Here is an 18,427-nt window from a genome sequence, read left to right as displayed (position 1 = left end):
GCCTCCCGCAAAGTGATCGGCGCTAACGCGCACATCCGGCGATCGTGAGCCCGAAGCTGGCCTCGTTGATCGCGTAGTCCATCATGTTGCTGTCATACACCGTCGACGGAAAGACACGCCAGTTCGCAAACGACGGCGACTTGATCTTCACGCGCGACAGGCAGCCGGCATCGTCGAAGTGAACCGCGTACATGACCGTTCCGCGCGACGATTCGGCCCATCCCAGCCCTTCTGCGGCAGCAGGCACGCGACACGCCGCGAGCGTCGGGCCGTCCGGGGCCACGCCGTCGATCGCGCGCTCGACGAGGTCGATGCTCGCGCGCAGTTCGGCGATGCGCACGCGCATCCGCGCGCAGGCGTCGCCGCCGGCCTCGAGCGCAATGGCCGGCCGCAGCGTGCGGTACATCGCATACGGGTGATCCCGGCGCAGGTCCCGATCGACGCCGGACGCGCGTTCGACCGGGCCTGTCGCGCCCTGGTCGAACGCGAGCTTCTGGCTGAGCGGCGCGGTCGAGATCAGCCGGTCCAGGTGGCTCGTCGTACGCTCGATCAGGCCGACGTAGGTTTCGATCTGCGGCTTCAGGCCCGCAAGCCCTTTCGCCACCGCATAGACGTCGAGTTCGCGCCGGACCCCGCCCGGCCAGAGCACGTTGCGCAGGAACCGGCTTCCGCACGCCCGTGCATTGATTTGCTTGGCCAGCTCTTCGAGCAGCTTCCCCTGAGATTCGCCGACCTTGAGCGTCGTCGTATGGCACAGGTGGCCGAGGTAGTGCAGATGATTGTAGATGCGCTCAAGCTCGGCCGCGATGACCCTGAACCACTCGGCCCGCCGGGGGACGTCGCATCCCGCCGCATCCTCCACCGCCTGCACATACGCCAGCGCCTGCGCGAAGCTGTCGACGCCCGACACCCGTTCGGCCAGCAGCGTGGCCGCGCCGCACGCCATGCCTTCGAACTGCTTCTCGATCCCGCGATGCTTGAGAAACAGGTTCGGGTGATAGTAGAGAATCCCCTCGCCGACGTAGTAGAAGATGAACTGCGCGGATTCGAGCACGTCGGCACGCACGGGCCCGAACGGCAGAAGCTGCACATGCTTGCCCGACACGGCCGGCAACCCGGGCGCGGCCAGCACGACAGTGGCCCGGCCCGCACTCGCGGCCGCCGGCGCAAGCGGCGCGGTCGACAGGTCCGGCAGATGGGCAGTCACGAGCCGCTCGGGCTCCGGATGGCCGGAAAACCCGATCCCGCTCATTTCCATGATCTCCCGCTCGTGCCAGCCGAGCAGCGGGCAGATCGCCGCGAGGCTCGGCACGGGATCGGCACCGACGTCCACCGACCAGCCCACGCACGTCTCGTGTCCGGGACGCGTCGCGACATATCGAAGCCGGGGCTGCCGGGGCGTCGGATACCACGCATAGACGCCCTGCATTCTCCCGCCGTTCGCGAGCAGTTGCCGCGCGGCCGGCTGCAGTTCGTCGATCGTCAGCGTGGCGATTTCGCAGTTCTTCATTGCGCGCCTCCGCCCAGGTCGGCCGCGACCGTCTGAAAAAAGCGCCACAAGGTATCGGGCCACCAGATGCCCAGTACGAACACGGGCACGATCGCGAGCCACATCGGCACGGTCATCCACGCGCTCGCGGCGACCGGCCCGCTCGTGTCGGCCGATGCATCTGCGGTCGATCGCGGGTCGAGATACATCGTGCGGAAGTGGTTCAGGAAGCCGATGAAGATGACGATCAGCAGCACGAGGAGCACGATGACGGCCCACGCGTGCGACGTCGCGAAGCCCGCGCGCATCAGCGTCACCTCGCTCAGGAACAGCCCGAATGGCGGCGCCCCGGTGATCGCCACCGCGCCGGCCAGCCACAGCGCGCCCGTCACGGGAAAGCGCGCCCACACGCCGCGGATTTCGTCGATGTTCTTCGTGCCGTAGATGCGCATCATGTTGCCGGCGCCGAAGAACATCAGCGACTTGTTCAGCGAATGATTGAGCATGTGATAGAGCACCGCGGCAATCGCCAGCGGGCCGCCGAACCCGAATCCGAGCGCCAGCACGCCCATGTGCTCCACGCTCGAGTACGCCATCAGCCGCTTGATGCCCTGTTGCCGGACGATGAACAGCGCCGCGACGACCAGCGAGCACACGCCGAACGCCACCAGCACGGTGCGGGGCAGCCGCGAAGATCCCGACGCGTCGGTGACCGTCAGGAAGCGCGCGACACCCAGCATCGCCGTGTTCAGCAACGCACCGGAGAGCATCGCCGACACGGGGGCCGGCCCTTCGCTATGCGCGTCCGGAAGCCACGTATGCATCGGCGCGAGCCCCGCCTTCGTGCCGTAGCCGACCAGCACCAGCAGGAACGCCGTCTGCGTCAGCGCCGGACTCATCCTCGGCGCGGCGTGGCGCAGGGCCGTCCACGTCATGTCGTAGGTCGGGCCGAGCACGAGGCTGCCGGCCCAATAGAACAGCACGGTGCCAAGCAGCGCGAGACTGATGCCTGCCGACACGACGATGATGTATTTCCATGCCGCCTCGATCGCTTCCTGCCCATGCTCGAATCCGACGAGAAACGTGCTGACGAGCGTCGTCAGCTCGATCGCGATCCAGTAGACGCCGACGTTGTTCATCAGCGGGCCGCAGATCATCGTCGCGGCGAACAGCGCGAACAGCGCGTAGAAGCCCGGCAGCCGCGCCGCCTCGTCCTTGAGCAGCCGCATGTAGCCGATTGCGTAGACGGACGCGAGGCAGTAGACCGCGCAGGTGCAGACCAGCGTCCACGCCGCGAGCGCGTCGAAGATCACGTAGTCGGCCAGGAACGTGCGCGGCCCGGCCACGTGCGCGACGAGCCACAGCGCGCAGACCGCGCAGACGACGGACGCCGCCAGATTCGCGAACTCCGCCACGCGGCCGCGCCGCGCCGCCATGGCGGCAACGGCGGCCAGCAGCGGTGCGACGGCGATTGCCACGAGCCAGCACTGGATCATGATCACCCCACGAGGCGTCTGAGTTCACGGCTGCTCGTGCTGCCCACGTGCGCGACGAGGTAGCGAACGAGCACCCCGAAGCTCACGACGATGACCAGCAGGTCGAACAGCAGCACCAGTTCGATCAGCAGCGGCATGCCGGGCACCAGGATCTGCGAGCCGAGGAAGATGCCGTTCTCGAGAATCAGCAGCCCGAGCACCTGGCTGATCGCCTCCTGTCGGACGGCCAGCATCAGGAAGCCGATCAGCTTCATCGACAGCATCACGGTCAGCGCCAGCACGACCACCGTGCCGCCGAGGCCGAGCGCATTGCCGAGATGATTCGACACGACGAACGCAAACAGCACGAGCAGCGCGCCGAGAACGAGGCACGAGCTCGGCTGCAGGATCACGTGCAGCTCCCGTTCGACGGCCAGGCGCGCGATGATCCGCCAGATCAGGTACGGCAATACCAGTCCGCGGAAAAATGCGGTCAACACCGCGACGAGGTACAGCTCGTGGTAATTCCCGTAATAGCCGACCGCGCCCGACAACGCGGCGATCAGCCACGATTCCGCGGTGAACGCGAGCAGGTAGTCCTTGAGCCATCTCGAACCGAGCATGACGAACGCGAGCAGCAGGCTGCCGATCGCAAGCAGGCTGAACAACGATGCGGCGAGCGGGTCGAGATGGGCGAGGAGCATGAGATCGTCACCGTAGCTGGTTGGCCGCGATCGCCAGGATCGCGAGCATGAACGACGCCGCGAGCGGCTCCTGATAGCGGAAGAAGCGCAGCCGGGACTGCGCGGTCTCGACCAGCACGACAACGAGCACCACGACGAGCATTCTCGCGAACAGTCCCGCCGCCGCGCCCAGCGCGCCGAGCGCCGTGCCGCGCTGGGACAGCCCCCAGGGCAAGGTCAGCACATTGCAGAAGATCGTGTAGAGGATGAACTGCTTCATCGTCGACGCCCACTTGAGCAGCGCCAGCAGCGGGCCGGAATACTCGAGGATGCGTGCCTCCTCGATCATGTAGACCTCGATGTGCGTGCTGGAATGAATCGGCAGGCGATCCGTCTCGACGAGCAGCAGCACGAAGAACGCGAAAACCAGAAAGAGATGCGCGGGGCTCCAGTAGACGGACGGCTGCCGGACCAGCAAGTGATTGACAACGAACGGCAGCATCGACTTCGCGAGCAGCGTGATGCCGACCAGCACGAGAATCAGCGTCGGCTCGGCCAGGATGCCGAGCATCACCGCGCGGCTCGCGCCGATCCCGCCGTATGCGCTGCCGGAATCGAGGCCGGCCAGCACGATCGCGAACGACCCGAGCGTGAGGATCAGCCCGCCGCCCAGGATGTCCCCCATGTCGGACAGCGGCAGCGGAAAGTCGGTCAGCACGGGAATCAGGATCGGCACCGTCAGCATGCACGTGAACGCGACGACGGGCGCGCACCAGTAGATCCACGACGCCGTATGCGGAACGACCAGCTGCTTGCGGAACAGCTTGCGCAGATCGCGGTACGGCTGGAAGATGCCGGGGCCCTGCCCGCGCTGGAGCCGCTCTTCCCATTGCAGGATCACGCCCTGCAGCAGCGGCGACAGCGCGAGGACCGTGACGACCTGCGCGACCTGAAGCAGGATGTCGCGCGCGCTCACGACCGCGCTCCCGCTTCGGCTGCGGCATCGCCATCGCGGCGAGCGCCCGCGCAGGCGATGCCGCGCGACGGGTTCGACCGTCGCGGTGCGCAACATGGAAGGAAACTGACGAAGCTACGCCATGACGTCTCGCCGGGGCATCCCATTTTTTTGTTCGCTTTATTCAGGCATCGATATGCCCGGGATGCTCGTGAATGCGAGCCGGCCCAAGAATGCCTACCGGCCCCGGACCCCGGGGACTGGTAGGCATCATCAGCCGAGCAGGACAGCGCGGCGGTTCAGGGAGAATGCCATCTCCGCTTGGTTCAGTACCGAGTATAGGAAACGCGTCGATACATGCAAGGGGACCTGCCCCTAATGCATTCGACGGCCGAAGAGCGTAAACCGCTTTTTCCCGGCTGCAGGGGCGTCGTCGCCGAGCACACCGAATTCGATCGGCGAGCGCGTATAGAACACGTGCACGTGCTCGGCCTTCACCGCGTCCAGCAGACGGTCGGCTTCGTCTTCCGTGACCGCGAGGATGATCTGTACGGGCTGATCGTCGAGCCGCAGCATGTGCGCGGCATGATGCGCGCCGGCGTGCCCGGTTCCCTCTGCACAGCTGATCACCGTGGCCCCGTGAATGCCGAGATGCTTCGCCTCGTGCAGCAACCACTCCGTGATCGTGTGATGGCCGTGCCGACGATTCTGTTCGGTGTAGAAAGTAAGCTGGTAGCCGTTCATGTCTGCCTCCGTCAAACGACACCAGAACACACCGTCGCGCGCGCGACGGCACTCATGGACACAGGGCCCTGCCAATCATTCTAGTTCATGGATGTCCTGCGGATGCCGCCGCATTGCAATATCGGGCAGTACCATGCGGCGACATGATCAACCCCCATTAAATCGCCGGCGGGACGCAATCGGAAGCGGCAGGCCGCGTCGCTCCCGATTGCGTCCCGCCGCGGCATTGCCTACATTGTCTAAAAGACTGGTTCGATCTACGGAGATGGCATTCTCCGCCAACCGCCGCGCTTTCCTGCCCGGCTGATGATGCCTGCAGCTGTCCGGCCATCGGTACGCTGTTGCATCGCCCGCTTTTCCGCATGGCCCGGACGACTCGCTGAATCGGCCAATGTGCCGTCGCGGCTTCACGCCCGCACGGTGCGCAAGGAGAAGCGGATGATCTCGATCGACATCCCGGGTTGTCATGTGCTGAATCTCGAGCATCTCGTGCTCGACTTCAACGGAACGCTTGCCGTCGACGGCAAGCTGCTGGAGGGCATCGCGCCGCGCATCGCCCAGCTTGCCGAACGACTCGACGTTCACGTCGTGACCGGCAATACCTACGGAGACGCCCGCATGCAGATGCGCGGCTGCCGCGCCGAAGTGGTCTGCCTGCCCCCGGCCGCACAGGCCGAAGCCAAGCGCGACTACGTCGTGCGCCTCGGCGCCGGCCGCGTTGCGGCGATCGGCAACGGCCGTAACGATGCATTGATGCTCGAACAGGCCGCCCTCGGCATTGCCGTGCTGGGCACGGAAGGGCTCGCCGCCGACGCGCTGGAAGCGGCCGACGTCGTCGTGCGTCATGCCGTCGATGCGCTGGGGCTGATGCTGTTCCCGACGCGCCTGATCGCTTCGCTGCGTCGCTAGCCGGAGAAACCGCGATGAATGACGACAACATCGGCGCGGGCAATAACGTCCCTGCCAGCTTCAACGTGATCGTCGAAATGTCCGCGCTCGGCGACCCGGTCAAGTACGAGGCCGATCCCCGGTCCGGCCGGCTGCGCGTCGAAACGTTCATGATGACCAGCATGCGCTATCCCGCCAACTACGGTTTCGTTCCTGAAACGCTCGCACCCGACGGGCGGCCGCTCGACGCGCTCGTGGTCGCCCCGTTTCCGATCGTGCCGGGCGCCGTCGTCGAAGCGCGCGCGCTCGGGACGATGCACCTGACCAACGAACGCGGCCCCGACGCGAAGATCATCGCGGTGCCGGTCGACAGCGTCTGCCCGCTCAGCGCGCAGATCCGGACCCTCGACGATCTCCCGCTCCTGGTGTTGCACGAGTTCCGTCATTTCTTCGTCAACTACAAGGTGTTCGAGTCCGGCCGATGGTCGCGCTTCGAGCATTGGAGCTCGGTGAACGACGCGCACGACGAATTGCTCGGTGCGATCGCGGCGTTTCGCGCATCGAGGGAGACCGCCCGGTAAGCGCTTTTCGCATCATCGATGCGCGGCGGCGGCTCGCGTTGCCAACCCCCGGCGCACTCATTAGAATGAAGATGTCGTTACGGGAGATGGCATGCCTCCACGAACCGCCGCCCGATCGGTGCGGCTGATGATGCCTACGGTTCCTGGTCAGGGGCTGCAGGGTCATTTCGATGCCTCTGTCCAGGTGTATGCGCATTTCAGCCTCCTGGACGGCATAACGTGCTTCCCTCAAGCGCTTCGCCCCCTCCGTCTTGCAGCCGCCCGCTTTCGGACGGAGAAGTCGACTTCCTGTGGTGGTTCATCCAGGGCAGCATCATGGATGCGGACGTCCGTTCGCGCCTCGATGCTCACTGGGGAATGTGTCCGCGCCACGCACTGGGTTTCTTCACCGTCGAAGCGGCCTTCCGGCCGCACCTGATTCACGGCAGCACGATTCTGTACTCCGAATTGATGGCGCGCGCCGTGCGCATACTGGGCGGCGGCCGGTACGGATTCGCGCCGGCGGCGATCATGCGCCGGCGGCTGCAACCGGGCGGGCCGTGCCACATGTGCAGCCTGGGCTATCACGCCGACTCGCCGGGCAATGCGCCGGCGCAGCGCCTCGCCCAGGGCCGGGATCTCGCGAATGCGCGCGCATTCGCCGATGCAAACCGCGCCGGCTGGGTTCCCCATGTCTGCGGCCGCTGCGCCGGCACCGGCAACCCGTCGCTTTGCCGCCTCCATCTGATCGAATCGATCGCACACAACCACGGCCCCGAACTTCGCGCGCATCGTCAGACCGTCATCGACATCGCCACGCATCTCGGCCGCTTCGAACATGCGTTCCGCTGGGACAGCCGGGATACCGACACCGACGAGGATCGGGGCGCGCTCGTCGCCGCGATCGGCTGGTGCAGCGGCTGGCAGGACATCTCGCAGGCATTCGGCGTCGATTGAAGAAGAGGCGACAAGATCATGGCACGGAACGACAAGCATGGCGCCTTTCCACCCGCCTATACGCAGCGGATCGCCGACGCATTCTCGCGCGTGGACGCCTGTGTCAGCGATGCATTGCACTATCTCGACCCGCTGTCGCGCGCGTCGCCGTTTCCCGCACGAATCGCCGACGGCGTGCCGGTCCAGTATCAGCGCCTCGTCGCGGAATTCGACCAGCTTCGCGCGGTGATGCGCACGATCGCCGACCGGCATGGCATCTCGCCGTCGGCGCCGACCGCAAGCGCGGTCGCGTGTTGCCGGCTTCGCATCAGCGAAGCGATGGTCGCGATCTCGCAACTCGACCCGCGCATCGAGACCGGTATTCCGGCCTCGACCGCCCAACCCCTGTCGGACGACCTCGAAGACGACGCCTGCCGGCTCGTCGATCACATGATGCAGTCGCTCTCGGTGCTTCTGTCTGCGCTGGCCGACGATGCCGACGACGCAGCCCCTCGCGCGCCGGCGGCAGCCGACGACGCGCATGCACCGCAGTCGACCGCCCCGCCGGATGACCGGGATCCGCTTCTGCGCGAACTGGAGCGCGTGACCGTCTCGCACGGCCTCGGCGACCTGCATCGCCGCACCCTCGATTTCGCGCGGCACCACGCGTGTGCGGACGCCGTCGTCGGGTTGTTCGGCGCGGTCAGCACCGGAAAATCGTCGCTCGTCAATAGCCTGCTCGGCGACGCCCTGCTACCGGTCGCGGCGCTCCCGACGACCGCCGTACCGGTCGAGATCCGTCATGGCGCAACCACGCGGGGATGGGTCGCGTTCGCGACCGAACAACCGGAAGCCATCGATCGGGCGCGCGTGGCGGAATTCGTCGATGCGCATTTCAATGCGGACAACTATCGCGGCGTCACGCGGATCGCCCTTCAGTCCCCGTCGACGCTGCTCGCGAAGGGCGTCACGTTGATCGATACGCCCGGTCTCGACGGGGAGACGTCGGACGCCCTGCTCGCCGACGCCTGGGCTCTTCCCTGGTGCGACATCGCGATCGTCCTGATCTCGGCGAGTGCGCCGCTCACCCTGCGAGAAGCCACGCTCGTCCGTGAGCTCAGCGGCCGCGGCGCCCGCGTGATCGTGCTCGTCACCAAAATCGACCTCATCGATACGGACGACCGCTGGCGCATCTACGACCACGTCGTGTCCGGTCTCTGGCGAAGCACGAATCTCGAAGTCCCGGTCTACCTGGTCAGCATCCGGGAAGAGGATCCGCCGTGGCGGCGCGCGTGGGTCGACGGGCCGCTGGCCGACGCGCTCGCCCAGTGCCGCGAACAACGTGCGGCGCAGCGCCTTCGCCAGCTCTGCACCCTGAGGCGCGACATCCTCGATGCGCTGCAGATCCGGCTGCTTTGGCAGTCGCCATCCGCCCAATCGGACTCGCGAATAGGCGAAGCGATCGACGAACTGACGGCCAGCCGCAACCTGATCGCCGTCGCGATCGATTCGATCGACAACGCCCGCCCGCGCCTCGGCCTCACGATGGCGGCGCTGCTGGCCGAAATCGCACACAATGCGGCAGCGCTATGGTCTGAAACCCGCGACGCCTCCTTCGATGCGACGCGCCTGATCGAACTCGCCGCGCAGGCGCATGCGCGCTCGCTTGCCGGCGCGGCCATGCGAATGGTCGAGTCCCTCCACGCCTGCGCCGACATCGCACTGCATCGCGCGGCAGAATCGCTCGGCCTGCCGCGGCTCCTGCCGACCATCCCGGTGCCGTGTGCCGCCCCCGCCTTCACGTGGGAACGCGCGCTGCCGACCACCCTGTTTCCGCGCGCCATGGGCCGCTGGTTCGGTCGGTGGGGATTTCAGCGGTCGGTGCGCAAGCTGCTTCCGGAGAGCGCCGCCGTGCAGATCGTGCAGCGTTCGCTGGCGGCCCATCTCGACGTGTTGTCGGACTGGAAACGCAGCGAACTCGCCGCGCTCGTGAATACGCTGGACGAACAGATTGCGCGACTGCAACGCGTACGAAACGGAAGCGATATTCCCGCACGATCGACCGCCGAGCAATTGCGGGACGACATTTCCCGTCTGCGGTCCTTCGAGGTGAACGGCACGCCGGGCGATCGCGCATCGACCTGATCGGCGGACGCACGGATGTCGAGCGCGGCGCGCGTCACGTCACGTCATGCGCTCGAAGGTGTTTCCGACTGCGAAGCGCGCTCCTCGACGGTGGCGGAAGGCTCGACGAAAATCTGGCGATACAGATCCTGTCCGAAGCTCGTTTGCAGCGGCTCGCCTTCGGTCAGCCTGAACGTGCGCGTGCCGTCGTCCCTGCGCTCGGCCCGCAGGAACGTCGCCGGGGCCGTCTCGGTGTCGTGCAGTCCCCTGGCGAGCGTAAAGAGATGCGTGACGAGCGCGATCTTTACGCGGCTTTCCAGCAGCGCATCGACGATCTGCCGCCCGATGTCCGATCCCTCCCGCTCGTTCGTCGATGCAAACGATTCGTTCGACAGGAAGATCGCATGCGCGGCCAGATGATCGACGGCGACGCTCATGCGGCGCAGCTCCTCGTCGAACTTGCCGCCGCGCATCGACGCATCTTCCTCCCGCTTGTAGTGCGTCACGATCATCGATGCGAGATTCGCCTCGAACGCATCCGCGGCGACGAACGCACCGGCCTGCAACAGGATCTGCGCGATGCCCAGGCTGCGGAGGAACGTCGATTTGCCGCCCTGATTCGCACCCGTGACGACGATCAGGTCGCGCCCGTTGGCGTCGACATCGTTGGCGACCGGCGGTCGATCCATGCGCAGCGCCAGACTGGCGTCATGCAGTTGAACGAACCGGTGCCGGCGTTCGCCGACGGTATGCGGAACGGGCATGCAGATCGGGATTTCGCGACGAACCAGTTCGGTACGCAGGTTCACGCAGCCGAGATAGAACGCCAGCTCGGCGCGCAGCATCAGGAAGAAGCTCTTGATATGGTCCGCCGACTGCGCGAGGGCGTTCGCCACGTGATTGATCCCCCGCGCTTCGAGATCGGTCAGCGCACGCGCGCCGTTCTCGTCCCGATCGGCGATGCGGAACGTGCGGGACGGCGGGCGCGGGGCCAGCCATCGCCTGACGAGGTTCGATTCCTTCTCGTGCGGCTTGCGCAGGACATAGCGCTCCCCCTTGTTGCCTTTCCCCGGCCGCGCGCTGATCAGCGCGCCATCGTTGAATTTCAGCGCCTTCAGGCAACGCGCGATCGTGACGAAGTAATCGTCGGTCAGCGCGTCGCGGACGGTCGAGAAGAATTGCCGGAATCCTTCGGACCGGAATTGCCCGGTCTGGCTGTCTGCCATGCGCCGCAGCTGGCCGAGCACGCCGAGATACGCCTGGACGATGTTCCGCGCGCCATGCAACACGCTGCTGGCCGAGCCGGAAAGCCCCCAGTAGAAGTTCTTGCGTTCGAGCTCGATCGCTTCGACCGCCAGGTCGTACAGTGCGCGCACGACCTCCTCGTGCTCGATGCAATCGCCCAGCACCGCCTGCCGGTACAGGACTTCGTCGAGGTCGACGAGGCTGACCGGCAGCACCTTCCTGACGACGCCGTAGACATATTCGTCGCCGGCCGCCATCGCGCGGTACAGCGTGTCGAGTTCGAGATCCTGAACCAGCGTCTCTTCGTTCCAGAACGTTTCCCGATCCCACCGGAAGTCGTTCGATGCGTTGAGCAGGTGTGCTTTCATGATGCAAGCCGCTCCTTGATGCGCTCGTAGGTGAGTCCGTATTGCTCGGCGACCGACACGGCATAGGCGCGGCCGTCGGCCGGCCGGCGCCGGACCCGGAACGTGCGGGCCGACGGATTGTTCGCGCTGATCTCGCTGACCATGCTGACCGTCTGCGGCCCGAGCCGCGCCAGCTCCTCGATGAAGGTCACGCACACGCCAAGGCTGTCGCGCTCGATCAGCTCGCCGATGATTCGACGGCACAGGAACAGCGAATCCGACAGCGTGGTCGAACTGAAGATCTCGTTGACCAGCACGATGCTCTTCGACGTCGCTTTCGCGAGAATGGCATGGATGCGCATCAGGTCGTCCTGAAGCTTGCCGCGCAGGTCCAGCGTATTCTCCTCGCGCTCGAAATGCGTGAAGATCCGATCGCACAGAAACAACTGCGCTTGCTTGCCGGGCACGGGAAGCCCCAGCTTCGCGAGATAGTGCAACTGCCCGAACGTCCGCGCGAACGTCGTCTTGCCGCCGTTGTTCGGCCCGGACACGACGAAGATACGCTCCGGCCCGTCGAGCCGGAGGTCGTTGCAGACGACGCCGATCTTGTCGGCACTGAGCTTGTGCGCCAGCACGATGTCATACGTGCTCTCGCAGCGAATCGTCTTGCTGGTCGCGGATACCGACGGATAGCTGAACGGCAGGCCCGCATCGCGGCACGGCTGCATATACCGGCGGAATGCGAGATAGAACTCGATCTCCCGGTCGAATGCCGCGATCGTCTCGTCGAGAAAGTGTTCGTGGCGTGTCCGGAATGCGGTCAAGCGCGCGAACGGATCGGGTTGCAGTTCCGCGACGCAGTCCAGCACCTGCGCCTCGACATGATTCATCTCGGGCCAATCGCGGAATTCGACGCTGTGATCCTTGACGGCGCCCTGTTTGAATCGATCGAAGATCTCGAGAATATAGGCGCCGTAGTCGCTCTCGCCGTCGAAGTTGAACACGGTGACGGCGTTGCCGTGAACACGGTAGCAGTAGCGGACCGATTCCAGCGCCGTGCGAACGGCATCGATATCCAGCTCGAGCATCGCGAACGCGTCGGATGCGACGTAGTCGGCCAGCCACGCGCTGAAGGCGGTCAACCCGCCCGAGCGCGGACGCCCGTCCAGCAGCCCTGCGGCAAACACCTTCACGGCCTGGCAATAGACGGCGGTCGCCGCATGAAACCACCACTGCTTCTGTCGGACGTAGTAGAGCCGCTCCGCTTCGCCGACGCACGCACGCACCTTGCGCATGGCGGCAGCGAATGCCTGGACGCAGAGCAGTACGTCGTCGTCGTCGAGATCGCGCATGACCGCCTGACGATAGGCGACCGCGCTCTCCCGATGCAGTTCGACGCAAAAGAACGGCCCGAGATCGTACTCCTCGAATCCTGTCGTCGCGTCCTTGACGAACTGATTCAGGTTCAGGTCTTGAAAGAATTCCGGTTCGCCCGGCTGGACCGGCGGCGGTCCATCCTCGGGGGTCTCGAAGAGGATGCTGTGAAAAGCCATGGTCGCCCCTTCCGCTCGTCGTTCGCGAGCGCGGCGAACCCCGCGCGAACGCATTGCGACTGGATAACGAACCGGGAAGCGCCACCAGCGTGGCCAGACACAGGTAAGGCGCGCGTGATCCGTGCGCCCGCCCACAGTGCCCGTTCCCAGGCCTGTAGGCATCATTAGCCCCGAAGGGCGGTTGTCGGGAGGAATGCCATCTCCTGGGTTCAAGTCTAGGCCGGTGGCTCCTGCGTGGCAAGTCGATGCGTCAGTCGACGAACGACGTCGACAGGCTGGTCGAATGAACCCTGAATCGACCGGACGCGATGCAGCCGGCATCCCGATCCGCGAAGAATCGTTTCAGCGTATACGTCACGGCCGGGAAAGCGATCTCGTCCCACGGTACTTCGGATGCCGATACGATCCGCGCGTCGAGACTCTCGATACCCGGCACCAGCCGATGCGATTGTGCAATGCCGAGATAAAACAGATACACGTGGTGGACATGGACGACGTTCACGACCGAAAACAACTCGCCGACCTGCACGTCCACGCCGGCTTCCTCGCGCGTCTCGCGCGCCGCGCCCTCCTCGGTCGTCTCGCCGGTCTCGAGAAAGCCGGCGGGCAGCGTCCAGTAGCCGCGCCGCGGGGCGATGGCCCGGCGGCACAGAATGATGCGCTCGCCCAGCAGCGGCACGGTGCCGACGACGCTGCGCGGGTTTTCGTAATGAATGAACCCGCACCCGTCGCAGACATCGCGCTCGCGACTGTCGCCGTCCGGCGTCCGGCGGCTCGTCGACTGCCCGCATTTCACGCAATACATCGCATCGTTTTCCGATTCCGGAGCGTCAGACGATCAGCACTGCCACTTGATCGCGCGAGGAAAGGCGTGCTTGCCTGCGAACCGCGCCTTCGATCCGAGCGCCTTCTCGATCTGCAGCAGACGGTTGTATTTCGCCACGCGCTCGCCGCGCGCCGGCGCACCGGACTTGATCTGTCCGCAGTCGAGCGCCACCGCGAGATCGGCAATGCTCGTGTCGAGCGTCTCGCCCGACCGGTGCGACACGAGGCACGTATAGCCGGCCGACGAGGCCAGCCTCGCGGTCGCCAGTGTCTCGCTGATCGTCCCGACCTGATTGGGCTTGATCAGGATGCTGTTGCAGCATCCTTCGTCGATGCCCCGCTGCAGGAACTCGACGTTGGTGACGAAGATGTCGTCGCCGACGATCTGGACGTCGGAACCCAGCCTGGCAGTCAACGATGCGAAACCCGCCCAGTCGCTGTCGGCCAGCGGGTCTTCCAGCGAGACGATCGGGTAAGCGCTCAGCCAGGATTCCCAATAGGCGGTCATCTCGTCGCTCGACAGGCTCAGGCCGTCGCGGGCGAGCACGTAGCGGCCGTCGACGTGGAACGACGTCGCCGCCGGGTCCAGCCCGATCGCGATCTGCTCGCCCGGCCGATATCCGGCACGCTCGATCGCAACCATGATCGCGTCCATCGCGGCCGCGTTGGACGGCAGGCGCGGCGCGAATCCGCCCTCGTCGCCGACGTTCGTCGACACGCCCATTTCGGCGAGCACCTCCCGCAGCGCGTGATAGGTCTCGACGCCGTAACGCAGCGCCTCGCGAAACGACGGCGCCCCGAACGGCACGAGCTTGAACTCCTGGATATCGGGTCCGTCCGCTGCGTGCTTTCCGCCGTTCAGCACGTTGAACATCGGTACCGGCAACACGCTGGCCTGCGGGCCGCCCAGATACTCGAACAGCGGGATATTCCGTGCCGCGGCGGCGGCCCGCGCGCATGCAAGCGAAGCGCCGAGCACCGCATTGGCGCCGAGACGGCTCTTGAACGCCGTCCCGTCCAGTTCGATCAGCGTGCGATCGATGTCCTGCTGTGCGAACGCGTCGTGGCCGGCGAGCGCCGGCGCGATCGACGCATTGACGTGATGCACCGCACGGAGCACGCCTTTCCCGCCATACCGCTGCGGGTCTCCGTCGCGCAACTCGACCGCCTCGTACGCCCCCGTCGATGCGCCGGACGGCACGGCCGTTTCCCCGACACTGCCATCGGTCAGCGTGACGCGAACGGCGATCGTCGGATTGCCGCGTGAATCCAGGATTTCATCGGCGACAACCGCCGCGATTCGGACTGATTCCGTCATGACGACTCCCTCGATCGATGAGCCCGCGAGCGAAAGCGACCCGCGAGCCCGTGCTCAGACATGCTGCCGGTCATGGCCGGCGGCGTAGGCGCGAATCGCCGCGTCGATCGCGCGCTCGGCCTCCGCCACGCCGCCCCATCCCTCGAACTTCACCCACTTCCCGGGCTCGAGCAGCTTGTAGTGTTCGAAGAAGAACTGAAGCTGATTCAGCAGGTACGTGCCGACGTCCTCGAGCGTGCGGATATGCGACGTCGCCGGGCACACGCTGTCGATCGGCACCGCGATCACCTTCTCGTCCGGGCCCGCCTGGTCGGTCATGTCGAGCAGCCCCACCGGCCGGCACGCGACCAGCGCCAGCCGATCCAGTTCGAACGGCGCGATCACGATGATGTCGAGCGGGTCGCCGTCGCGCGCGAGCGTTTGCGGAATGAAGCCGTAGTTCTGCGGATACCGGAGCCCGGCGCTCATGATCCGGTCGACGCGCAGCAACCCCAGCTGCTTGTCCGCTTCGTATTTCACCGGCGAGCTCTGTGCCGGAATCTCGATGACCGCATTGACTTCCTTCGGCGGCTCCGCTCCGGCGGGAATCAGGTTGAAGTCCATGGCATTCTCCTCACTGGTCGCCCAGTACGCCGTATTCGACCGGGCAGCGGGTATAGAACAGGCGAACGCCCGATTTCCGCAGGCTCCCGAGCAGCGCATCGATCTTGTCGTCCTCGGCAGCGACGGTCACCGCGATCGGCTGGTCGACCAGTTCGAAAAAGCGCGCCGCATGATATCGGCCGTGCGCATCGACGCTCTCGCTGACTTCCGTCACCGTCGCGCCATGGATACCGGCTGCCTCGGTCTCGTCAAGCAACCACTCGACGATCGTCTTGTGTTCGTACCGGTGACTCTGGTTGGCCGCATATACCGTCAGCTGACTGCCTTTCATGGATGCTCCCGTTTAACGAATGCGACGACGGCGTCGATCCGTGCACCGGCTTCCCGACGCGGGAACGCCACGACGCACGCGATGACAACGCCGTTCGATCTTGAGGTAAGGAATGAAGCATGAAAACCGCAGATTCGAACGTATTTCAAATCCGGGCAGCAGGACGCTTGGGAGAATGAACCCACGGCTTCCCGCACCAGGAATCCGTAGGCATCATCAGCCGGAGATACCGGCGGTTTCGGAGGAATGCCATCTCCGTTCCGGGCAGTCTAGCATGCACGATATCGATTCGACCAGTCACGCACGCATCAGCAGGCCGCTTTGCATGCCGGCCACAACCGCCTTGCAGTCCGCGACCAGCCGAACGTAATCGCCTCGCCAATCTCCCGTCACCGGTCCATATCCGGCGAGGCGCTCCGGGGCCATCTCGTCCAGCGCGATATCGAGGAATTGCAACTCGACGATCAGGGCTTTCGACAGCGTCACCTCGCGCTCGTGCGGGCCGACGTTCCAACGCCTGTCGAACTCATGGACAAGCTCCCGGCATCGACGGACATCGGCAAGCGCCGACTCCAGCCTCCCGCACGACACATCCTCGCGATAAAGCGGGTACTGCCGCGTGCCGTTCGGCGCGTTGCAAAGGGTAGCGATTCGTTCGAGCAAGTCGTCGAGATAAAGCACATGAGACGCAACCGCTCGCGCCACACTGGTTGAAATCGAGTCCATGGCTGTCGGCATCACATTACGGACAACGTTACGTTCGCCGCGTTTCCCGCCTCGGCACGGCGCCCGGCATCGATTCACCGCCCGCCATGCCGGCAGCGGCCGACCCTTCCGGCACGCCGGCCGGCAACTCAGGCGAGATCCGCGACACCATCGGCCTCCCGCTGCCTGCCATCGCGCCAGCGCGGAAACGCATCCTTTCCCCTATAAGCGGCACGGGACCCCAGCATTCGTTCGATCTCCAGCAACCGGTTGTACTTCGCCACGCGCTCGCCGCGGGCAGGCGCCCCAGCCTTGATCTGCCCGCAATTCAATGCAACTGCCAGGTCCGCAATGCTCGTGTCTTCGGTTTCACCCGAACGATGTGAAACGGGCGTTGCGTATCCGGACATGATCGCCATCCTCGCGGTGTCCAGCGTCTCGGTGATCGTCCCGACCTGGTTGGGTTTGATCAACACACCGTTGCAACAGTGCTCCCGCATGCCGCGCAACAGAAAGGCACGATTGCTGACGAACAGGTCGTCTCCGACGATTTGAACACGATGACCCAGGCGAGCCGTCAAGGCCTGATAGCCGTGCCAGTCATCGTCGGCCAACGGATCTTCGATCGAGACGATCGGATAGCGGTCCAATAGTCGGCTGCAGTAGTCGATCATGTCGGCCGACGTGAGCGCGAGGCCGTCGAGCGGCAAGTGATATACGCCATCGCGACGAAGCGAACTTGCAGCGAAATCGAGCGCCAGGGCGATGTCGTATCCCGGCTTGTATCCCGCTCGTTCGATCGCCGTCGTGATCGCGTCCAGCGCGAACTCGTTGGACGCAAGCCGGGGCACGTAACCGCCTTCGTCGCCCAAGTTGGTCGACGCGTTCCAGTCGGTCAGGACTGCACGCAACGCATGGTAAGTCTCGACCGCCGCCCGCAACGCCTCCCTGACTGTCGGAGCGCCGAGCGGTACGATCATGAACTCCTGGATATCCGGGCCGCCGCGGGCATGCAGGCCGCCGTTCAGGATATTGAGCATGGGTACCGGCAAGACATGCGCGCTCTCGCCCCCGAGATAGCGGAAAAGCGGGAGCCCGCAGGACTTTGCCGCCACTCTGGCGCACGCGATCGACACGCCCAATAGCGTATTCGCACCGAGGTTCGATTTGAACTCCGTTCCGTCCAGCCCCGCCAGCATGGCGTCAATGCGCCACTGATCGTCGGCGACGATGCCGCGCAATACGTTCGCGACCGGTCCGCAGACGTTCCGCACAACCTGTTGAACGCCTCTTCCACCATATCGCGATGTATCGCAATCGCGTAACTCCCGCGCCTCGGCCTGCCCCGTCGACGCGCCGGAAGGCACCGTCGCGCTGGCACGAGATCCGTCGCTTAGAATCACCGTTGCCTCTACAGTGGGGTTGCCGCGCGAATCAAGCACCTCGTCGGCCGTTACATGAGCGATAGAGACTTGGACTTCCATGTGAGAGGTGCTCCGTCAGCCGGACCAACGGACGCATGGCCAGTATCGACCGTACCGCCGCGACGCCTGTACTTCGGCAGGCGGCGCGCGGAAACGTCGATGCTGAAAGAAGATGCCATGACCCAGATCCGAAAACGATTCAAACCTGGGGAGCAGAACGCT

17 protein-coding genes and 5 riboswitches are annotated in these 18,427 nt (G+C 65.3%); of the genes, 4 read left to right on the top strand and 13 right to left on the bottom strand.

Annotation, left to right across the window (positions count from 1 at the left end):
* Positions 1–22: 22 nt before the first annotated feature.
* The 5 genes from DCN14_RS21470 to DCN14_RS21450 form a co-directional block, all read right to left on the bottom strand.
* On the bottom strand, positions 23–1,510 hold the full coding sequence (locus DCN14_RS21470) for an NADH-quinone oxidoreductase subunit C (protein WP_096502597.1): 1,488 nt from the start codon (positions 1,508–1,510) through the stop codon (positions 23–25).
* The gene (locus DCN14_RS21465; protein ID WP_096502599.1) at positions 1,507–2,985 is read right to left on the bottom strand and encodes a proton-conducting transporter membrane subunit; all 1,479 of its coding nucleotides are present in this window, start codon (positions 2,983–2,985) and stop codon (positions 1,507–1,509) included. Before DCN14_RS21465 ends, DCN14_RS21470 begins: the two co-directional genes overlap by 4 nt.
* A gap of 2 nt (positions 2,986–2,987) precedes the next feature.
* A complete protein-coding gene (locus tag DCN14_RS21460) occupies positions 2,988–3,668 on the bottom strand; it encodes a hydrogenase (RefSeq protein WP_096502601.1) in 681 nt (226 codons plus the stop codon).
* Between the two features lie 7 nt (positions 3,669–3,675).
* The gene (locus tag DCN14_RS21455; RefSeq protein WP_240327418.1) at positions 3,676–4,623 is read right to left on the bottom strand and encodes an NADH-quinone oxidoreductase subunit H; all 948 of its coding nucleotides are present in this window, start codon (positions 4,621–4,623) and stop codon (positions 3,676–3,678) included.
* Between the two features lie 236 nt (positions 4,624–4,859).
* Positions 4,860–4,930: riboswitch (Fluoride riboswitch) on the bottom strand.
* A 47-nt stretch (positions 4,931–4,977) separates the two neighbouring features.
* Positions 4,978–5,346, bottom strand: coding sequence for a DUF190 domain-containing protein (locus tag DCN14_RS21450; RefSeq protein ID WP_096502605.1), 369 nt, complete (start codon positions 5,344–5,346; stop codon positions 4,978–4,980).
* A gap of 252 nt (positions 5,347–5,598) precedes the next feature.
* Positions 5,599–5,669: riboswitch (Fluoride riboswitch) on the top strand.
* Positions 5,670–5,784: 115 nt separating this feature from the next.
* Here DCN14_RS21450 and DCN14_RS21445 point away from each other — a divergent pair.
* The 4 genes from DCN14_RS21445 (at position 5,785) to DCN14_RS21430 (ending at position 9,875) form a co-directional block, all read left to right on the top strand.
* Positions 5,785–6,255, top strand: a complete 471-nt coding sequence (locus DCN14_RS21445) for an HAD family hydrolase (RefSeq protein ID WP_096502607.1) — start codon at positions 5,785–5,787, stop codon at positions 6,253–6,255.
* 14 nt (positions 6,256–6,269) lie between these two features.
* Positions 6,270–6,815: an inorganic diphosphatase gene (locus DCN14_RS21440; RefSeq protein ID WP_096502609.1), complete on the top strand. Its 546-nt coding sequence runs from the start codon at positions 6,270–6,272 to the stop codon at positions 6,813–6,815.
* Between the two features lie 73 nt (positions 6,816–6,888).
* A riboswitch (Fluoride riboswitch) is annotated at positions 6,889–6,959 on the top strand.
* A gap of 171 nt (positions 6,960–7,130) precedes the next feature.
* Positions 7,131–7,751: a hypothetical protein gene (locus tag DCN14_RS21435; protein ID WP_115531433.1), complete on the top strand. Its 621-nt coding sequence runs from the start codon at positions 7,131–7,133 to the stop codon at positions 7,749–7,751.
* 18 nt (positions 7,752–7,769) lie between these two features.
* Entirely contained in the window at positions 7,770–9,875 is a 2,106-nt protein-coding gene (locus tag DCN14_RS21430; protein ID WP_096502613.1) for a dynamin family protein, read from the top strand.
* 44 nt (positions 9,876–9,919) lie between these two features.
* Here DCN14_RS21430 and DCN14_RS21425 read toward each other — a convergent pair whose 3' ends face one another.
* The 8 genes from DCN14_RS21425 to eno (DCN14_RS21390) form a co-directional block, all read right to left on the bottom strand.
* Positions 9,920–11,467 carry a DNA mismatch repair protein MutS gene (locus DCN14_RS21425; protein WP_096502615.1) on the bottom strand — a complete coding sequence of 516 codons (1,548 nt, stop codon included), beginning with the start codon at positions 11,465–11,467 and terminating at the stop codon, positions 9,920–9,922.
* Positions 11,464–12,999 (bottom strand): DNA mismatch repair protein MutS, encoded by a 1,536-nt coding sequence (locus tag DCN14_RS21420; protein ID WP_096502617.1) that lies wholly within the window; start codon positions 12,997–12,999, stop codon positions 11,464–11,466. The genes DCN14_RS21425 and DCN14_RS21420 overlap by 4 nt, the downstream gene beginning before the upstream one ends.
* A gap of 148 nt (positions 13,000–13,147) precedes the next feature.
* A riboswitch (Fluoride riboswitch) is annotated at positions 13,148–13,212 on the bottom strand.
* A gap of 37 nt (positions 13,213–13,249) precedes the next feature.
* Positions 13,250–13,804: an NUDIX hydrolase gene (locus tag DCN14_RS21415; RefSeq protein WP_096502619.1), complete on the bottom strand. Its 555-nt coding sequence runs from the start codon at positions 13,802–13,804 to the stop codon at positions 13,250–13,252.
* A gap of 33 nt (positions 13,805–13,837) precedes the next feature.
* Complete coding sequence (eno, locus tag DCN14_RS21410) at positions 13,838–15,142, bottom strand: phosphopyruvate hydratase (protein WP_096502621.1); 1,305 nt, start codon at positions 15,140–15,142, stop codon at positions 13,838–13,840.
* A gap of 54 nt (positions 15,143–15,196) precedes the next feature.
* Positions 15,197–15,745: an inorganic diphosphatase gene (ppa, locus tag DCN14_RS21405; protein WP_096502623.1), complete on the bottom strand. Its 549-nt coding sequence runs from the start codon at positions 15,743–15,745 to the stop codon at positions 15,197–15,199.
* A gap of 10 nt (positions 15,746–15,755) precedes the next feature.
* Positions 15,756–16,076: a DUF190 domain-containing protein gene (locus DCN14_RS21400; protein WP_096502625.1), complete on the bottom strand. Its 321-nt coding sequence runs from the start codon at positions 16,074–16,076 to the stop codon at positions 15,756–15,758.
* A gap of 200 nt (positions 16,077–16,276) precedes the next feature.
* A riboswitch (Fluoride riboswitch) is annotated at positions 16,277–16,342 on the bottom strand.
* A gap of 31 nt (positions 16,343–16,373) precedes the next feature.
* Positions 16,374–16,802: a hypothetical protein gene (locus DCN14_RS21395; RefSeq protein ID WP_143331655.1), complete on the bottom strand. Its 429-nt coding sequence runs from the start codon at positions 16,800–16,802 to the stop codon at positions 16,374–16,376.
* A gap of 128 nt (positions 16,803–16,930) precedes the next feature.
* A complete protein-coding gene (eno, locus tag DCN14_RS21390) occupies positions 16,931–18,265 on the bottom strand; it encodes a phosphopyruvate hydratase (RefSeq protein ID WP_096502629.1) in 1,335 nt (444 codons plus the stop codon).
* Positions 18,266–18,427: the final 162 nt, after the last annotated feature.

This window comes from Burkholderia sp. IDO3 (assembly GCF_003366075.1).
In the GTDB taxonomy this organism is placed as follows: domain Bacteria; phylum Pseudomonadota; class Gammaproteobacteria; order Burkholderiales; family Burkholderiaceae; genus Burkholderia; species Burkholderia anthina.
This window is presented reverse-complemented; position numbering and strand designations above follow the sequence as displayed.

Excerpts from the sequence above, each read along its gene's own strand:
- DCN14_RS21470 (WP_096502597.1), bottom strand. The coding sequence starts at position 1,510 with ATGAAGAACTGCGAAATCGCCACGCTGACGATCGACGAACTGCAGCCG.
- DCN14_RS21465 (WP_096502599.1), bottom strand. The coding sequence starts at position 2,985 with ATGATCCAGTGCTGGCTCGTGGCAATCGCCGTCGCACCGCTGCTGGCC.
- DCN14_RS21460 (WP_096502601.1), bottom strand. The coding sequence starts at position 3,668 with ATGCTCCTCGCCCATCTCGACCCGCTCGCCGCATCGTTGTTCAGCCTG.
- DCN14_RS21450 (WP_096502605.1), bottom strand. The coding sequence starts at position 5,346 with ATGAACGGCTACCAGCTTACTTTCTACACCGAACAGAATCGTCGGCAC.
- DCN14_RS21445 (WP_096502607.1), top strand. The coding sequence starts at position 5,785 with ATGATCTCGATCGACATCCCGGGTTGTCATGTGCTGAATCTCGAGCAT.
- DCN14_RS21440 (WP_096502609.1), top strand. The coding sequence starts at position 6,270 with ATGAATGACGACAACATCGGCGCGGGCAATAACGTCCCTGCCAGCTTC.
- DCN14_RS21435 (WP_115531433.1), top strand. The coding sequence starts at position 7,131 with ATGGATGCGGACGTCCGTTCGCGCCTCGATGCTCACTGGGGAATGTGT.
- DCN14_RS21430 (WP_096502613.1), top strand. The coding sequence starts at position 7,770 with ATGGCACGGAACGACAAGCATGGCGCCTTTCCACCCGCCTATACGCAG.
- DCN14_RS21425 (WP_096502615.1), bottom strand. The coding sequence starts at position 11,467 with ATGAAAGCACACCTGCTCAACGCATCGAACGACTTCCGGTGGGATCGG.
- DCN14_RS21420 (WP_096502617.1), bottom strand. The coding sequence starts at position 12,999 with ATGGCTTTTCACAGCATCCTCTTCGAGACCCCCGAGGATGGACCGCCG.
- DCN14_RS21415 (WP_096502619.1), bottom strand. The coding sequence starts at position 13,804 with ATGTATTGCGTGAAATGCGGGCAGTCGACGAGCCGCCGGACGCCGGAC.
- eno (WP_096502621.1), bottom strand. The coding sequence starts at position 15,142 with ATGACGGAATCAGTCCGAATCGCGGCGGTTGTCGCCGATGAAATCCTG.
- ppa (WP_096502623.1), bottom strand. The coding sequence starts at position 15,745 with ATGGACTTCAACCTGATTCCCGCCGGAGCGGAGCCGCCGAAGGAAGTC.
- DCN14_RS21400 (WP_096502625.1), bottom strand. The coding sequence starts at position 16,076 with ATGAAAGGCAGTCAGCTGACGGTATATGCGGCCAACCAGAGTCACCGG.
- DCN14_RS21395 (WP_143331655.1), bottom strand. The coding sequence starts at position 16,802 with ATGGACTCGATTTCAACCAGTGTGGCGCGAGCGGTTGCGTCTCATGTG.
- eno (WP_096502629.1), bottom strand. The coding sequence starts at position 18,265 with ATGGAAGTCCAAGTCTCTATCGCTCATGTAACGGCCGACGAGGTGCTT.